15 protein-coding genes are annotated in these 20,516 nt (G+C 34.3%); 1 reads left to right on the top strand and 14 read right to left on the bottom strand.

What is annotated here, in order from left to right; all coding sequences use genetic code 11:
* Positions 1 to 244: 244 nt before the first annotated feature.
* From FNW52_RS05470 to FNW52_RS05420, 11 genes are all read right to left on the bottom strand, one after another.
* Entirely contained in the window at positions 245 to 3,634 is a 3,390-nt protein-coding gene (locus FNW52_RS05470; RefSeq protein WP_143376454.1) for a TonB-dependent receptor domain-containing protein, read from the bottom strand.
* A 160-nt stretch (positions 3,635 to 3,794) separates the two neighbouring features.
* Entirely contained in the window at positions 3,795 to 4,895 is a 1,101-nt protein-coding gene (locus tag FNW52_RS05465) for a FecR family protein (protein WP_143376453.1), read from the bottom strand.
* 77 nt (positions 4,896 to 4,972) lie between these two features.
* A complete protein-coding gene (locus FNW52_RS05460) occupies positions 4,973 to 5,581 on the bottom strand; it encodes an RNA polymerase sigma factor (protein ID WP_143376452.1) in 609 nt (202 codons plus the stop codon).
* A gap of 629 nt (positions 5,582 to 6,210) precedes the next feature.
* Positions 6,211 to 7,164, bottom strand: coding sequence for a 23S rRNA (adenine(1618)-N(6))-methyltransferase RlmF (rlmF, locus tag FNW52_RS05455; RefSeq protein ID WP_143376451.1), 954 nt, complete (start codon positions 7,162 to 7,164; stop codon positions 6,211 to 6,213).
* Positions 7,165 to 7,240: 76 nt separating this feature from the next.
* Positions 7,241 to 7,903: a thiamine diphosphokinase gene (locus tag FNW52_RS05450; RefSeq protein WP_143376450.1), complete on the bottom strand. Its 663-nt coding sequence runs from the start codon at positions 7,901 to 7,903 to the stop codon at positions 7,241 to 7,243.
* A 138-nt stretch (positions 7,904 to 8,041) separates the two neighbouring features.
* The gene (locus FNW52_RS05445) at positions 8,042 to 8,863 is read right to left on the bottom strand and encodes a DUF4249 domain-containing protein (protein WP_143376449.1); all 822 of its coding nucleotides are present in this window, start codon (positions 8,861 to 8,863) and stop codon (positions 8,042 to 8,044) included.
* A gap of 32 nt (positions 8,864 to 8,895) precedes the next feature.
* Positions 8,896 to 11,277, bottom strand: a complete 2,382-nt coding sequence (locus tag FNW52_RS05440; protein WP_143376528.1) for a TonB-dependent receptor — start codon at positions 11,275 to 11,277, stop codon at positions 8,896 to 8,898.
* A 107-nt stretch (positions 11,278 to 11,384) separates the two neighbouring features.
* Positions 11,385 to 12,035, bottom strand: coding sequence for a DUF2306 domain-containing protein (locus FNW52_RS05435; RefSeq protein ID WP_143376448.1), 651 nt, complete (start codon positions 12,033 to 12,035; stop codon positions 11,385 to 11,387).
* Positions 12,036 to 12,267: 232 nt separating this feature from the next.
* The gene (locus tag FNW52_RS05430) at positions 12,268 to 13,779 is read right to left on the bottom strand and encodes a serine hydrolase (protein ID WP_143376447.1); all 1,512 of its coding nucleotides are present in this window, start codon (positions 13,777 to 13,779) and stop codon (positions 12,268 to 12,270) included.
* A 75-nt stretch (positions 13,780 to 13,854) separates the two neighbouring features.
* The gene (locus FNW52_RS05425) at positions 13,855 to 14,661 is read right to left on the bottom strand and encodes a helix-turn-helix domain-containing protein (protein ID WP_143376446.1); all 807 of its coding nucleotides are present in this window, start codon (positions 14,659 to 14,661) and stop codon (positions 13,855 to 13,857) included.
* A gap of 407 nt (positions 14,662 to 15,068) precedes the next feature.
* A complete protein-coding gene (locus FNW52_RS05420; protein WP_143376445.1) occupies positions 15,069 to 16,001 on the bottom strand; it encodes a peptidylprolyl isomerase in 933 nt (310 codons plus the stop codon).
* Between the two features lie 273 nt (positions 16,002 to 16,274).
* On the opposite strand from FNW52_RS05420, the gene FNW52_RS05415 reads away from it, so the two are divergent.
* Positions 16,275 to 16,592: a panthothenate synthetase gene (locus tag FNW52_RS05415; RefSeq protein ID WP_143376444.1), complete on the top strand. Its 318-nt coding sequence runs from the start codon at positions 16,275 to 16,277 to the stop codon at positions 16,590 to 16,592.
* A 116-nt stretch (positions 16,593 to 16,708) separates the two neighbouring features.
* On the opposite strand, the gene FNW52_RS05410 is transcribed toward FNW52_RS05415, so the two are convergent.
* The 3 genes from FNW52_RS05410 to FNW52_RS05400 form a co-directional block, all read right to left on the bottom strand.
* Positions 16,709 to 18,949, bottom strand: a complete 2,241-nt coding sequence (locus FNW52_RS05410) for an NADP-dependent isocitrate dehydrogenase (RefSeq protein WP_143376443.1) — start codon at positions 18,947 to 18,949, stop codon at positions 16,709 to 16,711.
* A gap of 265 nt (positions 18,950 to 19,214) precedes the next feature.
* Positions 19,215 to 19,565 carry a 50S ribosomal protein L19 gene (rplS, locus tag FNW52_RS05405; RefSeq protein WP_111409294.1) on the bottom strand — a complete coding sequence of 117 codons (351 nt, stop codon included), beginning with the start codon at positions 19,563 to 19,565 and terminating at the stop codon, positions 19,215 to 19,217.
* A 330-nt stretch (positions 19,566 to 19,895) separates the two neighbouring features.
* Positions 19,896 to 20,267, bottom strand: a complete 372-nt coding sequence (locus FNW52_RS05400; protein ID WP_143376442.1) for a four helix bundle protein — start codon at positions 20,265 to 20,267, stop codon at positions 19,896 to 19,898.
* Positions 20,268 to 20,516 lie beyond the last annotated feature (249 nt).

Here is a 20,516-nt window from a genome sequence, read left to right as displayed (position 1 = left end):
TAATTATTTTGTGGGCAAAATATTTATAACATTTGTTAATTTGATTCTTATCATTTTCTATTTCAAAAGGATATAAGTAATAGAAATAAAATAATGTCGTATTTCGATTTAGTAAAGACCTCAATGCTTACTGAAATTTATCATTATAAAATACGACAACATATTTTTCTTATTACTTATTGGTAATTAAGCACAAAAAAACCATCAACAAAAGCTGATGGTTTTAATACTAAAAAAAAAACAATTAAAACTTGTAACTCAATCTAGCAAAGACGAAACGTCCGTTTTGACCAAATTGGGATACATTTCTTGAATATATAAATTGCCCGTTATTTGTTAAATCAATAGTAGATGGTGCTGCTGTATAATCAATAGCTCCAGATACTAATCTAGGGCGTATTACTGTTTGTTTAGTAGTATTTGTATCAGGATAAATATCAAAAATATTATTAGCGCCGATAACAATTTTTGCTGCTTTGGTAATGTTAAAACCAACAGATAAATCAGTAATAACTTTACCACCCCAAACAGGATGCTCTATCTCTACTACTTGATTATTAATTATGGCTCCTTCAACTCTTCCATCACCATTTACATCAGCTGTATTTGGGTCAGTAACTTGGCCAAAATATACGTTTCTTAAGAAAAAATCAAACTTTTTATAGGTAAGCGTATTGGTTAAATTGGCTTTTACTCTTGGTACAGCTTCTTCTAGGTATATTCTGCTAGATTCAGAATAGTATCTGTTTACTTGACCAGCGGCTTCTAAAATAGGAGATGCGTGAATATCACCGACTCTTTTTGTGTTGGAAATAGTTCCTGATAAGTCATTTTTTAGCGTTAAGCCTTCTCCTAAATTTACTTTATTACTAATTACCACATCAATCCCTTTTGATTCAGTATCAATGGCGTTGGCAAAGAAAGTTGCTGCTGTTGCTCCAGCTTGATCAAATAATCCATTCAAGATATCATTTGGAGTTCCTGGCGCTGGAGTTCCACCAGGTCTAGAAAACTGATCGGTAAGAACAACTCTGTCTTTTATTTTTACGTAATAAGCATCAGCTGTAAAAGTAATATTGGCAGCAGGAATCTTAGCCGTAAATCCAATACTTCCACTTTGAGACTCTTCTTGTTTCAATTTAGGAATTCCTAATAATTGTGCGGCTTGCGAATCATTATTGAAAGTCCCAACTTCAAATGGCACACCACCTACGAATTGTGTAGAGGTCGAGTTAAAATAGATTTGATGTAACGATGGTGCTCTGAATCCCGTAGAAACGGCACCGCGTAAGTTGATATTTTCTGTTATTTTGTAACGAGATGCCAATTTATAAGTGGTTGTATTTCCGAAATCTGAGTAATTCTCATAACGGATTGCTCCATTTACCAACCATTTATCGGTTACGTCATATTCTAAATCTCCGTACACAGCAACACTGTTTCTTCCTTTGTCAATGGCATTAACTGGTTTGTAGCCAGGGAATACTTGAGATCCACCGGGTCTTCCGGCACCAAAAAAGTCAGTAACCAGAAGGTTGTTTTCTGATGGTAAACCAGAAGCTACATTACCATTAATATCATATTTATTGTATGAATATGGTTCGCCAGCATTTATTTTATAGTTTTCATGTCTGTATTCTGCTCCAAAAGCTACGTTTAATGTTCCGAATTTTTTAGTCACATCAAAATTGGTCGTATTTTGAGAAAATCCTAAACCTCCAGCATCAAATTTAGTTGGAGAATTTTCTCTTAAAGATGCATTTACGGTATTTTCGATATTGTAATCAAAAGTGTTTTTCCCGAAAGTATTGCTTAAATCAAAATCCCAATTACCAAATAGTTTACCTCTAAGACCTGCAGCTACAGATAAATCGTTTATAGTAGAATGTATTTCTGGTAAAAAGCCGTTTGGATATAAACCAGTGTACGATCTAGCTTGGTTGGGTTTTCTGTAAAAACCTGCCGATTCGCCAGTTCTATAGCTGGTACCACCAAAAGTATATACTTCGAGCTTGTCGGTTATTGGATAAGCGGCATTCAAAAAGAATTGTGCACTTTGCAAAGAAGACTGTCCCACATTCATGTTAAAATCTTTTCTGACAAGATTTCTATAGGCTAATTCTCCCGCTGTGGCATCAAAGTTTAATGCTGTTTGCATGGCTCCTACAGTGTTCGCATTGCTTATGGCTGTTTGTTGTGCAGCTGTAAAATAACTCACTTGTGGGGCATACGTTTTTATGGCAGAAAGAATTTCTGTTGTATTTGGTGTATTCGTAATATTGCCAAATAAAGAGTTAATATTTACTCCTGCACCTGCAGCTCTTTGCTCAACAGCGTTGTAGGCATTAAATATTGTATTTGTTTCTTCACCTGCTCTACTGGTAGCGTCACGCAACTGAAAACTACCGGTCAGATTTATAAAACTTTTTTCTTTACCAAGACCCGTTCCGTAGTTCATGTCCAGTTGGTAATTGTTGCCGTCATTTCCTCCAGTGTGATCGTTTGCATTTTTAGAGAAGTTGCTGCCGGCAAAAAGAGCAATATCAAATTTATTGGTGTTTTTCTTCGCATTGATATTGATTACACCCGCAATGGCATCAGAGCCATATTGTGCCGAAGCACCGTCTCTTAAGACCTCAATTTTTTCGATTGCAAAAGCTGGTAGCGCATTCAAATCCGTGCCTACCGATCCTCTTCCTGGAGTTCCATTAATGTTGACTAAAGAAGAAGTGTGTCTTCTTTTTCCGTTTACCAATACCAAAACTTGGTCGGGTCCTAAACCTCTTAACTGTGCAGGATCTATATGGTCAGTTCCGTCTGCAACGGTTTGGGTGTTTGAGGTAAATGAAGGAGCAACCATGTTCATGATTTGATTCAGGTTGACTTGTGGTCCTTGCGAAGCAATATCTTTCATGTTAATTACATCAATTGGAACAGCAGATTCGGTTACGGTTCTGGCAGGATTACGAGATCCAACGATTACAACATCATGAAGTACTTCGCCACTAGCTATTAGCGTAACATTTACCGTGTCTCCTGTTACTGTTACCGATTTGGTCTCTAAACCAATATACGAAAACTGCAAAACATCTCCTGTTTTTGCACTGATGGTATAACTACCGTCAACGTCTGTGCTTGTTCCGGTTTGTGTCCCTTTTACAAGTACGGTTACGCCTGATAATGGCTCTCCTTTTTCATTAACTACTTTTCCTTTTACAGGATTTTCGTCTATCATACTCAAAACTACTCCATTAATCCCTACTTTTTGATTTGTTTCCTTTTGCAAAACAATTTGATTGCTTACTTCGGTATAATTAATTTTAAGGGGTTTCAAAATGCGAGTGAGCACACTTGACAATGTTTCATTATTGGCATTGATACTCACTTTTTGGTTCAATTGTGTCATTCTCGAATTATAGGAAAACTTCACATTTGCTAATTTCTCAAGTTTGTTTAACGCAAGATCCAAGCTCAAATCGTTAAGGCTAACAGATATCTTTGTGTCTAGTTTTTTTTGTCCTCTCATATCATTTGCTGTCGCAACACTTGAAAAAACAAGTGCGAGGACAAATTGGAATAAGGTTATTTTCATAATTCGGAGGAGTAATCGTTGTTTAACAATCGTTTTTTTCATAGTTTTGGTTGGTTTTATTAATATTCTTAGATTGGTTATTGGTGGAACACAGCAATTATTCTTTACAGAGAAGTAATTGATTTAATTCAAGACGTCGAGAATGTTACAGCATTTTCGGCGTTTTTTTGTTTTTAGACTTTAATTCATAGGCAAAATAGGGTTAGTTACATCCATCTGACATAATAATAATTTGGTTTCCATTCATCTCGTAACTGGTATTATTTCCAAGGCTTTTACAAATGATTTTGAGTTTTTCAGGCAAAGGCTGATCTCCTAATGACGTTGTAAGATAACAGTCTTTTAATTTTGCTTGTGGGAAATCAATTTTTACCAAATAAGCTTGTTCAATGGTTTTAAAAATTTGGGAAACAGGAATATCTGCAAATTCAAATCCCAATTGTTCAATATTGCTTGCTGAATGACTTAAAGACTCATCTTGTGTTATGTCGGTAATTTTATTAAAAGTTAGATTCTGACGTGTGAATCGTAGTGCTTGATTAGGAAGCAGAACAATCAATTCGTCTTTTGAGTTTGCGATTAATTGGTTAGACCGTACCTTAACTTTACCTGTACGAACCACCACTTCTACATTTGGCTGATTGGCGTATGCTTTTATTCTAAAACTGGTGCCAACAACTTTAGTAACAATCTCATTGGCAAATACAAAGAATGGTTTTTCTGGATTTTTACTTATTTCAAAAAAACCTTCACCGGATAAGTACACTTTTCGTTCGTTTCCAACAAATATTTTAGGGTAACTCAGTTTGCTATTGGGCTGTAATAATACAGAACTACCGTCCGATAAGGTTATTGTTTGTGGTTTATCTGAATTGTTTGTTTGTTCAACCAGACCTTCCTCAGTTTTATTGATTAGTTCATTGTAGGTAAGCACTGATTTTGTAGAAGCAATGTGATTGTTGTATAACCAACCGGACAAAAGACCGAATACCAAAATGGCTGCAACTCGGCTAAGCCAATGGTTTTTCCAAAGTTTTGTTACTGGTTTGTTGCTTCTTCTTTTTTCAATTTTCCCCCAAGTGGCTTCTAGGGCTGATTGAACGGCTTCATGCGATAAATCGGGTTTTGGAAATTTCATCGCCAATACCCATAGTCGTGCTTCTTCTACGAGTTTGGCACGACTTGAATTTTCTAAAGTCCATTCTTCCCAACCTTGATGATTCTCATCAAAAAGCACCCATGATTTAAACGATTCGTCGTCTAAAAATTCTTCTATTTCTGTATAATTGTTACGCTGTTGCATCAAAAAAAAAGGTTACAAAAGCATAGAGGACATTTTTTTTAAAGGATACTCACTAAATTTATATTTTTTTTAAAAAATTAGAAAAGAGGCAATGATAAAAGAAGAACAACAGAGGTATTTCCTTTCCATTCTTTGCGTAAACTTAACAAAGCACGGTGCAAAAGATTATTTGCCGATTGATAATTAACATCCAAAATGTCAGCAACTTGATCTACGGTAAGTCCTTGGTTATAACGAAGATATAAAGCTTCTTTTTGTCGGGCAGGCAAATCATTAATTAGTTTGTTGAGATGCGAGACTTTGGCTGTTGTAGTCTCATCGGCAATAAGATTATGTTCGATAGAGAAATCAAACAAAAAATTTACGGAATCCATAGAAGTGCTTTTGCGAAAAATATGGTCCCGTTCTTGTGATCTTGCAATACGTTTGCGAACACTTGATAATAAATAGGCTTTTACAACCACATCATTATTTAGTTTATTTCTATAAATCCAAATATCTGTAAAAACATCTTGGACGCAATCTTGCACTCTTTCAGGAAAAGGAATAAACGAATTTCCATAGCGGATTAAATGGGGATAGTACTTTTTGAAAAGTGTAGAAAAAGCCTTTTCATTTCCCGTTTTTATACAACTCCAAAGGGCGGAATCATCTATTTTGCTGGTATTTAATATTTGACTTTCCACAATTTGGTTTGGATTAGTTGGTGTTTTTCAATGCAAAATTTTGATAAACTTAGTTTTTTTTTATCGATTAATGAATAAATTACAATTAAAAAAGACAATGTAGGTGCTATTGTGCGTTTATTTTTAGGTATTTATAGTGTTTAGTGTTAAAAACAAGGATTTTTTGGTAATGGTTTCATGAAGGGAAATATTATTTGAGATTTAATGTCGTTTCCTTAAGGGAATAATGTTTGTCATTTTTTGTCATTTCGACGAAGGAGAAATCACACGCAGCTTTCGTTATGTGATTTCTCCTTCGTCGAAATGACAAAATCAAGCTTAAGGAAATGACATTGTTTTAAGATTTCATAACAAACTCGTCAGTTCGAAAACTAAATTTCAGAAGTCAAATGGTAGATTTAATTATTAAAGTCAATATATTTCCTTAGTGCGTTTTGGTCTAATTGTTCGGGTGTAAACCAAAGTAAAATTGGCTTAATACTCTCAATATATCAGAAGTATTAAGCCAATTTTAAATTGCAAATGGGTAAAATAAATAATTTTGTATAATGAAAAATGATTAGAGTACATCATTTTTCATTACTATTTGAAGAGATTTAAGAGGTATTTAAACCTAAACTTAAAAACGTTTATTCTTGAAACTTCCAAGCTTTCTGTTGTGCCTCAGTCATAAAAGTCCAAGCAACGATACGGCTATTTTTTTGACCTTGCGCCATGTCTATGGTTTTATGAATGGCCGCCACATTATTTAGTGTTTTGTAAATAGTGGGTAAGTTGGATTGTTTCGATACTAATGTGGTAAACCAAAGACATTGCATTGGGTATTTGGCACTTTCGTAAATCATTTGTTTGATAAAACCGAGTTCTCCACCTTCACACCAAAGTTCGGCATTATGACCGCCAAAATTAAGAACCGGTTTTGCGGTTTTAGGAGCATTTGGTACCAAATTAGTTACTTTTCGAACCGTACTTTTCGTAGCTTCTTCTGGTGAAGAATGAAAAGGAGGATTGCAGATAGTAAATGTAAATTTATCTTCGGGCTCAATTATGTTTTTAAAAATAAAACGCGGGTTTACTTGTAATTGTAAACTGATGGCTTCTATTAATTTTGGGTTTTGCTCTATGATTTTTTTGCAATTTTGTATCGCCTTTTCATCAATGTCAGTGCCTACGAATGACCAACCGTAAATGGCATTTCCAAGAATAGGATAAATACAATTGGCACCAATACCAATGTCCAGACCTACAATTGTTTCTCCTTGCGGAATTACGCCATTGTTTGTAGTTGCCAATAAATCGGCTAGATAGTGTATGTAATCAGCTCTACCGGGAATTGGAGGGCACAAAAAGTTTTCTGGTATATCCCAGTTTTGAATCCCGTAGTCAGTAATTAATAAAGAATTATTAAGCGTTTTTACGGCATCAGGATTACTAAAATCAATTGTTTCTATGTTGTGTTCATTAACAAAAACAAATTTTCCTAATTCGGGATTGTTTTGTGTTAATAATTCAAAGTCATATCCAAATCGATGTAGATTCCTTGGATGTAAATTTGTTTTCTCGGTATTCTTTGTAGATTTCATTTTCTAAATTTCGGTGCAAAGATAGTGATTCCTTTCTTGTAAACAGTAGAACTACAGGGTAAACGCATGAGTTTTGCTAATCCAGGCATTCCATCAATAGCAAATCGCCATCAGTGTGAATGATGGTAACGATTCCATCATTGGAGACGGCATTACTACTGCCGGTTCTATAACCCATGGTGAGTGTGTCGTTTTCTAAAGGATAGACTAAATTTTTAGAAGATATTCCGCTGACAACTCCAATGGGTATTAACGAAATAGGAGTAGCTGCAGTGTACCATTTTTCAAATTTATTGGGCAACAAAAATATTTTGGAATGGTCATCTAGAATAACGATTTTTATTAAATTTCTATAACGAACGATATTCGTGAGATTCGTTATTGTATGATCGGCTCTTCTACCAGTCGCCCAAACGACATTTACGGCGGGAATTTTTCTTTCGATAAGGTAATCAAAGGCTTTCTCTAAGTCGGTTTTGTTTTGATCGGGAGTATGGACAATCTCTAATGGATATTGAGAAGTTTGGTACTTTTCGGGATCAAACCCTCTATCAAAATCACCCAATAATACGTCGACTTTTATGTCAAGTTCCATAACACGTTCTATGGCTGAGTCCAAAACAATAACCAAAGGCGACCATTCTAGTAATTGCCCTAGTAATTCTGGGTGACAAGCGGCTCCGTTTGCAATTATTAAAGCAGGTTCTTGGTCGTCGCGAACAATATGGTGTGAAGACATTTAGATTTTAGATTTTAGATTTTAGATTTTAGATTTTAGATTTTTTGAATTGTAAAAAATCGGACAGAACTAAAAACTGTTAGTTTTCTTATTTGCTGTAAATGTATGAAAAATCTAAAATCTAAAATCACTTGCTTCTTACTGAATAGTGTATTCCTTAGCGTCGATTTCGCTTACCGAAAAATAGCCTAAAGGATAATTTTCTGGATTGGTGGTGTTGACTACATTGCCTCTTATCGTTGAAGGAGGAGATTGAAACGGCCCGCCACCATTATCCCCCGCCAAGCTTATAATGATAGACATGTAATTGAAATAACTTTTTGAAATACCCAAGTGCGTAATGTTGATTTTATTGCCGACTTTTAAAGAGTCATTTTGTGTGACACTAAAAAATTCGTTCCCGTTAAAAAAGAGGTCTTCGCTAGTATATAGGTCCGTTTTCTTTAGATTTTTATATTCATAACGGTACATGTAATAATTGTCCTCATCGGCTGGATCATTATAGTATGCTTTTACCTCTATGTTTTTTCCTGTAAATCCACCTTTGTCATTTTGAATCAATTTGGTAATTGGCGCTACTGAACGCATGGTTTCGGTCGCGGTGTAAGTTTGTCCATTAGTTGTAATGGTTAAGGTGTAGGTTTCGTTTATTACGGGTATAAAATCAGAACAGGTGTAGATTCCTGTTTTCGGGGTTTCTATAAAATTAAAAACGGTGTTAGAACTGTTTTTAATATAAACGACAGCTCCTGAAACGACAGGGATTTTGGATTCAAAATACCCTGCTGTCGAGCTTAATTTTATGGTTTGAATGTTTCCATCGCTTCCTTTTTGCCAGTTAATGGCTGCTTCAACAGCCAGTCGGGGTGGAGCCGTAATTGTATCAACCTGAATAACTTCTTCGCAGCTTGTAAAAAAGAAAGAGCTGATAACTAGGAATAGTATAATTAATTTTTTCATTTTTTCTATGTTTTATAAACAACTGTGTTTTTTTAAAATTTAAAATTATAGCTTATTGCAGGTACTATTCCAAAAATAGATGTTTTTACGGCTTCGTTTGCACCGGTATCGACATTTTCTCTGAAACCTACTGAGGCTGCATTTTTTCGGTTATAGACATTGTAAATGCTAAAAACCCATTCGCCTCTCCAGCTTTTATTGGCATCGTGTTTTGGGGTTAATGTTGCCGCAATATCCAAATGGTTGAACGATGGTAGTCGGTTTTCATTTCGCAATCCGTAAATTGGGATAGTCATTCCAAGGTATTCGTATTGCCCATTAGGATACGTGGTTGGTTGCCCAGTTTGGTAAATAAAGTTGGCTCCAAATGTCCATTTCGGATTCAAATAATAAGATCCGGTTACCGCTAAGTTATTTACTTTATCATAAACGGTATTGTACCATTGTCCGTTGTTTATACCTGTTTCTCCGGCTGTTCTGCCTGGGGTTTTTTGTTCTGATTTTGAAAGGGTATAGGAAATCCATCCAGTTAGGTTTCCTTCGTTCTTTTTGAACATAAATTCTAAACCGTACGATCGCAATTGCCCGTTTAAAATAACTTGTTCAATAGCTTCATTAGCAATTAGATTGGCTCCGTCTATATAATCCAATCTGTTTTGAACCTCTTTGTAAAAAGAACTCACCTCGGCTGAATAGGCTCCTTCTTTGAATTTTCTAAAATAACCTATCGCTACTTGGTCTGCAATTTGTGGTTTTATATAGGTTCCGCTTGGCGTCCAAACATCCAATGGAGTAGGAGAGGATGTATTAGAAATTAATTGTAAATATTGTACCATCCTGTTGTAACTTACCTGAAAGGATTGGTTGTCGTTGAGCTGATAATTAACGCTTAAACGCGGTTCTAAGTAGTCGAAGCTTTTGACAACTTCATTTTTATTGTAATACTTTGTACCAATAGGAGTTGCTTTTTCATAGATTTGAAACTGAGAATTAAACAGTACTGGATTGTTATTCTCATACAAATTTACAGTCGAAGTTCCAACGTTGTAAAATAAGCTGTAGCGTAATCCGTAATTGATGTCAATCTTTTCAGTAACCTTTTGTTCGGCATTGATGTAAATGGCGGGTTCAAAAGCATATTTTTTTTCTAATTGATCAAAGTTGATTCCTGAATCTGGGCTAGAAGGCCTGATTGTTCCAGGGTTGAAATCGTAATAAATACCATTTACACCATAATTCAATTTTAATTTATCGGATACATAACTTCTGAAATCGTATTTGATGTTAAAGTTTTTAATGCCTGATCTCCATTCAAAACCAACAAAATCTAGATCTAAGCCATAGTAATAATCGCTGTAAATCAGAGATAAATTGGAAAATAATTTATCTGAGAACAGATGATTCCAGCGGGTGTTAAAAGTGGTGTTTCCGTAAATATTGGTAAAGGCTTTGCTTAATTGAAAGACATCTCTACCAAAATAACCGGACATGTATAGGTTATTGTTCGCATTTAATTTATAGCTCAATTTTGCATTCAAATCATAAAAATAGGCCGCATCATCTTTTAGATCTTCCTTAAATTTCAGAAATAAATGTGCATAAGAAGCACGACCGGCAATAAGAAAGGATCCTTTGTCTTTTACGATAGGACCTTCGGCCAAAAGGCGGCTAGTGATTAGTCCGATTCCACCATTCATGTGAAATTTATTGCTATTTCCGTCTTTTTGATAAATATCCAAAACAGAAGAAGCCCTTCCGCCATATCGGGCAGGAATTCCGCCTTTGTAGAGTTTTAAATCTTTGATGGCATCAGGATTAAATATCGAAAAGAATCCAAAAACGTGAGAGGAATTAAAAATATTAGCTTCGTCCATTAAAATTAAATTCTGGTCGGCACCACCTCCACGAACGTTAAATCCAGAGGCTGCTTCACCCGCATTGGTAACTCCAGGAAGTAATAGTATCGATTTGATAATATCGACTTCGCCAAGCACAACAGGCATCTTTTTTATGGTAGAAACAGAAAGTTTGTTGACGCTCATTTCTGGTTTCCTGTTTTCGGTTTTACTGTCGTTACTATTTATAACGATCTCTTGTAAGACATTTTCGGTGCTGGAAAGTTTAAAATTCTTTTTGGTGTTTTTGTTTAAGTCTATTGTTTCTTCAACAGTTTGAAAACTCAAATACGTAATTTGAACTTTGTAAATCCCCTTGGGTACGGTGATGGAATAAAAACCATATTCATTTGTAGTTACCCCAGTTTTTAATTCGGGGATTAGAACATTAACCCCAATTACGGTTTCGTTACTGTTGGCATCAGATATGGTACCGCTAAGCGTGAATTTCTCTTGGGAGAATGAATGTAGAGTAGATAACAATAGAACGAATAAAAATGTAATTTTCTTTGAAGTCATTGTTTGAATTTTCATGCAAAATAAATGGATTTATTATTAGCATGAAAGGTATCGGGTGTTAAACTTATGTTATTAGTTTTAGTGTTGATTTAGATTTTTAGGAATAGCTACCCTTGCCGGTAGTAGGAATTTTTATTCAATTTTTTCATCCAGTGGGTAATGTAAATCCCGCCAATTATTCCAGGTACAAACCAACCATAAAAACTAGGGAAAAATTCATTTACAACTACAAATGCTGTTGTTGCAGAAATATAACCGCCAATCATTTTTCCTAAATGTAGTTTCAACCAATTTTTATTTAGATTATCTATTTTTTTGAATAGTATTAAGTCTCTTATAGAAAAAATTAATCCGATAGTTCCAAAAGCGGTCAAAACAATGTTGATTTTTTGATTTACAATTGGATTGTATAAAAGCATCAAAATGGCTGTAATTACCATAATCCAAGAAATTATTATGTCTGTTTTTAAATTGGGGTTTTTATTTTTGAAGTTTAATGCTCTGTAGCCTGTTATGATAAAATAAGAGCTAAAAATTCCAATAGAAAATAAAAATGGATTTTCGTGTTTGGGTAATATAGAGATTATCAATGCTGTTAATGCTGAGGAGAGCATGGAATAGAAAAAGAATTTTCCCGATTTTCGATGTGTAATTTTTCCTTTTTTTGCAATTAATGATACCAATCCCGAAATAAGTGCAATTCCGCCAAAGAAGGCATGAGAATAAATTAGTATTTGTATTGTTTTTTCTGTTTCCATTACGGTTTTTCAAGATTAGAGCTAACATCAGTTTGTAAAAAAAACTCTAACCGAACTTATTTTTGTGAGTTAAAAAGCAAATATAGTAGAATTAAACTACAACAAAAGGACTTATTAGAAAAAGACAACTTGAAAAACGGAAATTTCTTAATTCTAAGTTTGAAGTAAAAAACAACCTCGTTTAAAAGTCTTTAAACGAGGTTGTTGCTATGTTGTTTTTGTGTTTTTCTTATTATTTTGTCTCTATTTCAATTATTTTTTTTCCGCTTTCACCTAGATAATGAGTTAATAATTTTTCATAAACTTTGTAACCATCGTCAACGTTTGTAAATATAATTAACCCTTTTTTTGATTTAGGAAATAAGAAAAAAATGGTTTGAACTCCGTTGTCTGCACCACCATGTGAAAGTGCTATTTCTCCATTCCCTAAAGTATAGATTTCAAAACCCAACCCAAAATGTTTTCCGTTTTTCGTTGCTACTTGATTGGTTATCATATCATCAAAAACTTTTTCGGATAATCCTTCACCATTTAGAACACTTACTGAAAATTTTCCGTAATCTTCAACGGTTGTCAATAGATCGTCTGCAGCGTTTGCGGTTGTGTTTTTTTTTGTTTCGTATGCAGCTCCTTTGTTATCATAGCCAATTGCAAATCTGCTTTCGTCTGTTTTTTTAGTCCAAAAGAATTCGGTATCATTCATCTTCAACGGCGTAAAAATTAATTCATTTGCCAATTGGTCGAGCGTTTTATGAAATTTATGCTCTAATGCTTTTCGCAAATATTCTAACCCTTCGCCTGAATATTGATATTTAGTTCCAGGTTCAAATTCAAAATGTAGTTTTCCGTCTTTGTTGTTTCCCCTCCAATTTGAAAAACCAGTTTGATGGCTTAAAATAATTCTTGTGGTCAATTTTTTGAGATTTGGATCTTTAGCGATCTCTGGGTCAATCCAATAATGGTAAATTGGTTCGTCCAAATTCCATTTTCCTAAACTCACTAATTTTAAAGTGACTATCGCTGTCACTGGTTTGGTTAACGAAGCCACATTAAATATTGTGTTATAAGGGGCGCTGACTCCTTTTTTTAATGCGCCAAATACTTTTACCTGTTGTAATTTCCCATCGTTGATGACTCCAATTCCTAAAGTTGGAACTTTATTTTCGGTAAGCCATTTTTCGATTTCGGTATCATTATCAAAAATGGATGATGTTGTTGTGTCAAGCAAGTGAACCTGATGGTCGTAACTTAATGATCTTGATAGTTTCCAAACTCCATTTTCCAGAAGCCATACATGAGTGAATTTGGCTGAACTTCCAAATACTTCTTTTCTTTTTTCTACTGTTTCATAAAACTGATGAACTCCAATTTGGATGGCTCCGTAAAGTTTATCTTTTTTGTAAAGCGGATAAATCTCCGTGCTTTCGGGTAATAATTCTCTTCTGGATTGATAGGTTGTAGGTGAAATACATAACCCATTTCGGAGATTGTGAAGAAACTGTTTCTTGTTGGAAATACTGTCCTTGTCGTGATAAAATTCAAATTTTTCGCTTAATAAGTTTTCAAACTGACTGATGTTGCAAGTATTGAAACCTACATTGAAAAGTAAACTGTCTTTTAAAATTATGGTTTTAAATAATTCTGAATTCTTTTCCACTTGAGAATATCCTGCTTGTATAGAAAAAAATAAAATTGCAATTAAAACTGTTTTTAACTGGAGAACGGATTGTTTTGATTGATTCATTTTTGAGTGATTGATGTTATTGATGCTACAATATTAACTCAATCCTTGTTTAAAGAATTGTAAAAAAGCGAAACGTCATCTTTTTTTTGAAAGAAAATACAAATCGGGATTGAACATCTTGGGTGTTATTTTTGTTACATCTTTAAAATCTTTTATAAAATGAGATTGATCAAAATATTGATTACTAAGAGCAATATTGGTTAGGTTAAGCCTCTCTAGATTAGAACTGACCATTTGATCTATGGATTTTCTGAATTTCAGAATCTTGATGTATTTTTTAATAGTAAGCCCTGTGGCACTTTTGAATTTAATTTGCAATAATCTTTGAGAGGAATTCAAACTTGTTCCAATTTCAGAAACAATAATTTCTTCATTGCAAAGTTGAATCATTTCACATATTTTTTCGATTACATTTTTATTGGGGTTTAAAAAGGATAATTCTTCAAAATAGCTATTCATACAATCTAATAAATCGGAAGTGTTACTATCTAAAGTAGGTTCAATTATGTTTTTGAACGGCAAGTCTTTTGGGTTTATTTTAAGTATTGAATCGCTGAAATTATTTAAATTGTAATTTGGAAACATCGAAATCGTCCAAGCGTGAAATTGAACTATTGTAACTTTAGTTTTAGGTTCAATATTGACCAAAACGGTATTGGTCATTTGGGAACAAAAATAAAAACCGTTATCCATTGCATACTTTTTCTTACTGGTATGAACTTCTATAGATTTACCGCTTACAATGGCTAAATTGAAACAACCATTAGGTACTATTAATTTGTTTTCGATCGTAGTTTCTCCAATACTATTATCCAAGCACCAAATTTTATTTACAAATCTCTCGCATTTTTTACTCACATAATATTCTGAATATAAGTCCATTTTTTATGATAATTGCGCACAAAGTCAGTTCGTTTAAGTCTCTAAACGAATCGATTTTTGTTAATTAGAAAGTAAATATAGTAGAATTAAACTGCAATAAAAGTGCTTATTATAAAAAGACACTTTGCTGAACAGTAATTTCTTGATTTTAAGTTTTAAATAAAGCAACAGCCTCGTCTAAAATTAATTAAACGAGGCTGCTATTATACTATTTTGTACTGATTTGGTTTTTTTAGGAGGTTGTGTAATAGTTATCTTGTTCGTTCTTCGGTCAAGTTATACATTCCAATTTTGTGTTTTTTTATATTGCTTTCAATATTGTTGGAATAATTTAATTTGGGTAAAGATCGAATAGATGATAAATGTTTTCTATAATCACTGATCATTAAAGAACCATTGTCACTCAGTTATTTTACTTCCATTAATTCTACGTCGAAAATCAAAGTAGCGTTTGGTGGAATTGCTCCTCCTGCACCACGAGATCCGTACCCTAATTCAGATGGGATAACAAAACGTGCTTTGTCTCCTACTCTTAATAAAGCGATACCTTCGTCCCAACCTTCAATTACCTGACCTTGACCTAATCTAAATTCGATTGGTTTTTTTCTTGGGTAAGAAGAATCAAAAACTTTACCATTTTCTAATGAACCTTCATAGTGAACAGCAACAGTTTTTCCGCTTTCTGCTTGTTTACCGTCTCCTTTTTGGATGAATTGGTAACGCAAACCACTTTCTGTTTTTTCGAAACCAGCCGCTAATTTTTCCATTTTTGCTTCTGACTCTGCTTTCAAAACTGCATCACGTTTAAGACGAGCCCCTTTCAATCCAACAAAAGCTTCAATAGCATTCCATTTTTGAGCTTCTTCACCAACTCTGATAATCTCAAGAGTTTCAAGAATATCATTCCCTTCAACCGCATCAACAACATCTTGTCCTTCGATAACGTGACCAAAAACAGTGTGTTTGTTATCCAACCAATCTGTTGGGATGTGCGTGATAAAAAACTGAGACCCGTTTGATCCTGGACCAGAATTTGCCATAGAAAGTACTCCTGGACGGTCGTGTTTTAAAGAAGGATGAAATTCATCATCAAATTTGTACCCTGGATCTCCAGTACCTGTACCAAGAGGACAACCACCTTGAATCATGAAATTTGGGATAACTCTGTGAAAATTTAATCCGTCATAGAATTTAGTTCCTTGAGGTTTAATTTTGTTTTCCATATTCCCTTCTGCAAGAGCTACAAAGTTCCCTACAGTTCCTGGTGTTAAATCGTGTGTTAGTTTTACTAAAATCGACCCTTTTGCGGTGTTGAATTTAGCGTATATTCCGTTTTCCATTGTGTTTATTTTTTATTAAGGTGCAAATTTACGAAATTAATTAGAGAATGGGAAAATTTGATGATTTGGAAATTTAGTTATTCTATTAGGGTTCGAATATTTAATGGATAAAAAATGAAATGCACAACATTATATAGAATTAAAGATCTTTACTATCCAGCAACATTACCACTATATGAAAACACATTTAAGTGCTAATTATCAGGTAGTTATATTGTTTTGTGATTAAATTATTCTGTATCTTTAGACCTATTAACTTTAAATCCTATTACAATGAAAATGTTAGTTAATGTTATCTTTCCTATTGAGCCTTTTAACTCAATGGTTAGAAATGGTACAGCGGGTGAAATCATCGGTCGAGTAATTGATGACATCAAACCTGAAAGCGTTTATTTTTGTGAACAAGAAGGAAGTCGATCTGCAGTCATGTTTGTTGAAGTTCCTGATGCTTCTGCCGTTCCTGCTATTGCAGAACCGTGGTTTTTGAATTTTGAAGCCCATTGCGAATTTAGAATTGCAATGACCCCCGATGATTTACAGCGAGCCAACCTCACCAAAATCGCTGAGAAATGGAATCATGTTCCTGTCTAATTATGGGATAAACCAATTAAAAAGAACCATTTCTTATAAAATAGGAGGTGTTTTTTTTATGAACAAAAAAAGACAACTGTTTCCAGTTGTCTTTTGTATAAAAGTAAGCGATTTGATTAAGCGATTTTTGCCAAAACATCAATTTTAGATAAAATAGCATTAAAAGTTTCACTTGGTCGCATTGCTTTATTTGTTAATGCTGGATTCGGTTGGTAATAACCACCAATAGTTTGTGGTTTACCTTGAGCTCCTATCAATTCTTCATTGATTTTGGCTTCATTCTCGATAAACTCAGCCGCGATAGGTGCGAAAATTGCTTTTAAATCAGCATCTTTATCTTGAGCTGCCAAGGCTTCTGCCCAATACATTGCTAGATAAAAATGAGATCCACGGTTGTCAATTTGACCAATTTTACGGGAAGGTGATTTATCATTTGCCAAGAATTTTTCGGTAGCCACATCTAGTGTTTCTGCTAGAACAATCGCTTTAGAATTGTTTAACGTTTGTCCTAAATGCTCTAATGAAGCACCTAAAGCCAAAAATTCACCTAGAGAATCCCAACGTAAATAGCCTTCTTGTATAAATTGCTCCACGTGTTTTGGAGCTGATCCACCTGCACCAGTTTCAAATAAACCGCCACCATTCATTAAAGGAACGATAGATAGCATTTTTGCAGAAGTTCCTACTTCTAATATTGGGAATAAATCCGTTAAATAATCACGCAATACGTTTCCAGTTACCGATATCGTATCTAATCCTTTGATGATTCTTTCTAATGTAAAATTGGTTGCTTCAATTGGATTCAAGATTTGAATATCTAAACCAGTAGTATCGTACTCTTTTAAATATTTTTTTACTTTAACGATCAATTCTCTATCGTGTGCTCTGTTGTCATCCAGCCAGAAAACAGCTGGAGTACTAGACAAACGCGCTCTGTTTACGGCTAGTTTTACCCAGTCTTGAATTGGAGCATCTTTTGCTTGGCACATTCTGAAAATATCATTTTTCTCGACTGCTTGTTCCATCAAAACAATTCCGTTTGCATCAACAACACGTACCACTCCATCTCCTTGCATTTGGAAAGTTTTGTCATGTGATCCGTATTCTTCTGCTTTTTGCGCCATCAAACCTACGTTTGGAACACTTCCCATTGTAGTTGGAACAAAAGCACCGTGTTTTTTACAAAAATCAATGGTTGCAGTATAAACACCAGCATAACATCTGTCTGGGATAATCGCTACGGTATCTTGTTGCTTTCCTTCTTTGTCGAACATCTGTCCAGAAGTACGAATCATAGCTGGCATAGACGCATCTACAATCACATCTGAAGGAACGTGAAGATTGGTAATTCCTTTATCCGAATTTACCATAGCCAAAGCGGGTCCATTGGCTATGGCTTGATTTATGGCAGCTTCAACTTCGGCTTGCATAGGATGTCCCGCAATTTTTGCATACACATCTCCCAAACCATTGCGAGTATCGATATTCAATTCGGCAAATAAAGTAGCATATTTTTCGAATACTACTGCAAAATATACTTCTACAATTGCACCAAAAATAATAGGATCGGAAACCTTCATCATGGTTGCTTTCAAGTGAACCGAAAGTAAGATGTTTTGTTCTTTAGCTTCTTTGATTGTTTTTGCTACAAAAGATTTTAAGGCGTTTATATTTAAAACTGAACTATCAATTATTTCGCCCGATTTTAATGGAGTACTTGCTTTTAATACTGTACTTGCTCCATCTTTACCAACGAATTCAATTTTCACATCGGTAACATCTGAAACGGTAATTGATTTTTCACTTCCGTAAAAATCACCGCTTTCCATAGAAGCTACGTGTGTTTTTGAATCAGCAGACCAAGCACCCATAGAGTGTGGATTGGCTTTAGCATAATTCTTAACTGCTTTTGGTGCTCTACGATCTGAATTACCTTCACGTAAAACAGGATTAACTGCAGACCCTAAAACTTTAGAGTATTTAGCTTTACTATTTTTTTCTTCCTCATTTTGCGGATCTTCCGGAAAATCAGGCAAGGCGTAACCGTGAGATTGTAATTCTGCAATTGCCGCTTTTAATTGCGGTACAGAGGCCGAAACATTCGGTAATTTTATAATGTTTGCTTCTGGAGTAGTGGCCAATTTTCCTAATTCTAATAAAGCATCTCCTGTTTTTTGATCTTCTTTCAAAAATTCAGGGAAATTAGATAAGATTCGTGCTGCAAGCGATATATCCCTCGTTTCAATTTCAATGTCTGAAGTAGAAGTAAATGCTTGAACAATAGGTAAAAAAGAATAAGTAGCCAATAAAGGAGCCTCATCTGTCAGTGTGTAAAAAATTTTTGCTTTTTGTGTCATTTTTTTATTTTTAATCTAAATCACTATTCATTAGGCCTTAAAGATAATTATACCGACTAAAATAAGGCTCACAAATATATGAAAATCAGCTGTAATTAATGTTGCTTTTAGATATAAAAAACAACTTTGAAGTTTTTGTGTCCCATATTCTGAATTTGATATTTTTAGTAGCTTTTATTTTTTAAATTGAAAATTTAAAGGGCATAAAATTATCAAAAAAAAAGCCCCAACAATGTTGGGGCTTTTATCTTCAAGAAATAGTAAACTATCTTCTTTTATCTCTAATCTTAGCTTTTTTACCAGTAAGTTCTCTGAAGTAGAAAATTCTAGCTCTACGAACTGCACCTTTTTTGTTGATTTCAATTTTTTGCAAAGCTGGCAAGTTTACTGGGAAGATACGCTCTACTCCAATAGCTCCTGACATTTTACGGATAGTAAAAGTTTCTGTGTTAGCAGAACCTCTTCTTTGAATTACAACACCTTTAAAAAACTGTGTTCTTGTTTTTTCACCCTCTTTAATTTCGTAGTAAACCGTGATTGTGTCTCCAGCTCCAAATACAGGGAAATCTTTTCTTGTTACGAATTCGTCTTGAACGAATTTCATTAAATCTGCCATGATGTTTTTTTATTATGGTTTTTATCAAATCAACATTCGCGTACTTCGCCAGAGGTTGGTCTGAATTTGGGTGCAAAACTACAACTTTTGTTTTAAACTACAAACTTTATTTTAAGTGTTCAGTCGCAGTCGAAGTTTTCAGTCTCAGTCTCAGTCTCAGTCTCAGTCTCAGTCTCAGTCTCAGTCTCAGTCTCAGTCTCAGTCTCAGTCTCAGTCTTCGGTTTTGTAATACTTATAGTAAAAATATTTTATTTATTTAAATACTGAAAACTGTGACTGCAAACTTTTTTACTCTTTCCCACATTGAAAACTGAAAACTGCGACTGAAAACTATTTCCCTTCGCAACCAAATTTCCCAGGATTATTAATCATATAGTTGATTAGTCTTCCTATTTCAATAGTTTGATTATTCAAATCATTAAAGGTTTCAAGATTTAGATATTCACATTCTAAAGAAAAATTCAGCCAAACATTGGTTTCTGAATTTTCGCCATCACTATCCGTTAATTTACTTACAAAATGATTAGGGTAGCGTCTTTTTCTGTAAGCTTCCGCAATGTTAGCAGCAACACTTCTAGAAGAACGGCGAATTTGATCAGTTAGAGAGTATTTTTCTTCTTGGGGGAATGATTTAGATATTTTAAAAATAGCCATTGCCAACTGAAACGATTTTTGATAGGCTAATAATTCTTTGAAATCCATATTTTTTTAGTTTACAGTCTCAGTCCCAGTTTTCAGTCCCGTAGTGCTAGAGTATTTTTTTTCTATTTCAAAGCTACAAGTTTTTTATTTATTCCAACACTGAAAACTGAAAACTGCGACTGAAAACTTTTTTATTTATTCCAACACTGAAAACTGAAAACTGCGACTGAAAACTTTTTTATTTATTCCAACACTGAAAACTGAAAACTGCGACTGAAAACTTTTTTATTTATTCCAACACTGAACACT

It is taken from the genome of Flavobacterium sp. ZT3R18 (genome assembly GCF_007097385.1).
GTDB lineage: Bacteria > Bacteroidota > Bacteroidia > Flavobacteriales > Flavobacteriaceae > Flavobacterium.
The sequence above is the reverse complement of the archived record's forward strand: the minus strand, read 5'-3'. Positions and strand labels throughout refer to the sequence as shown.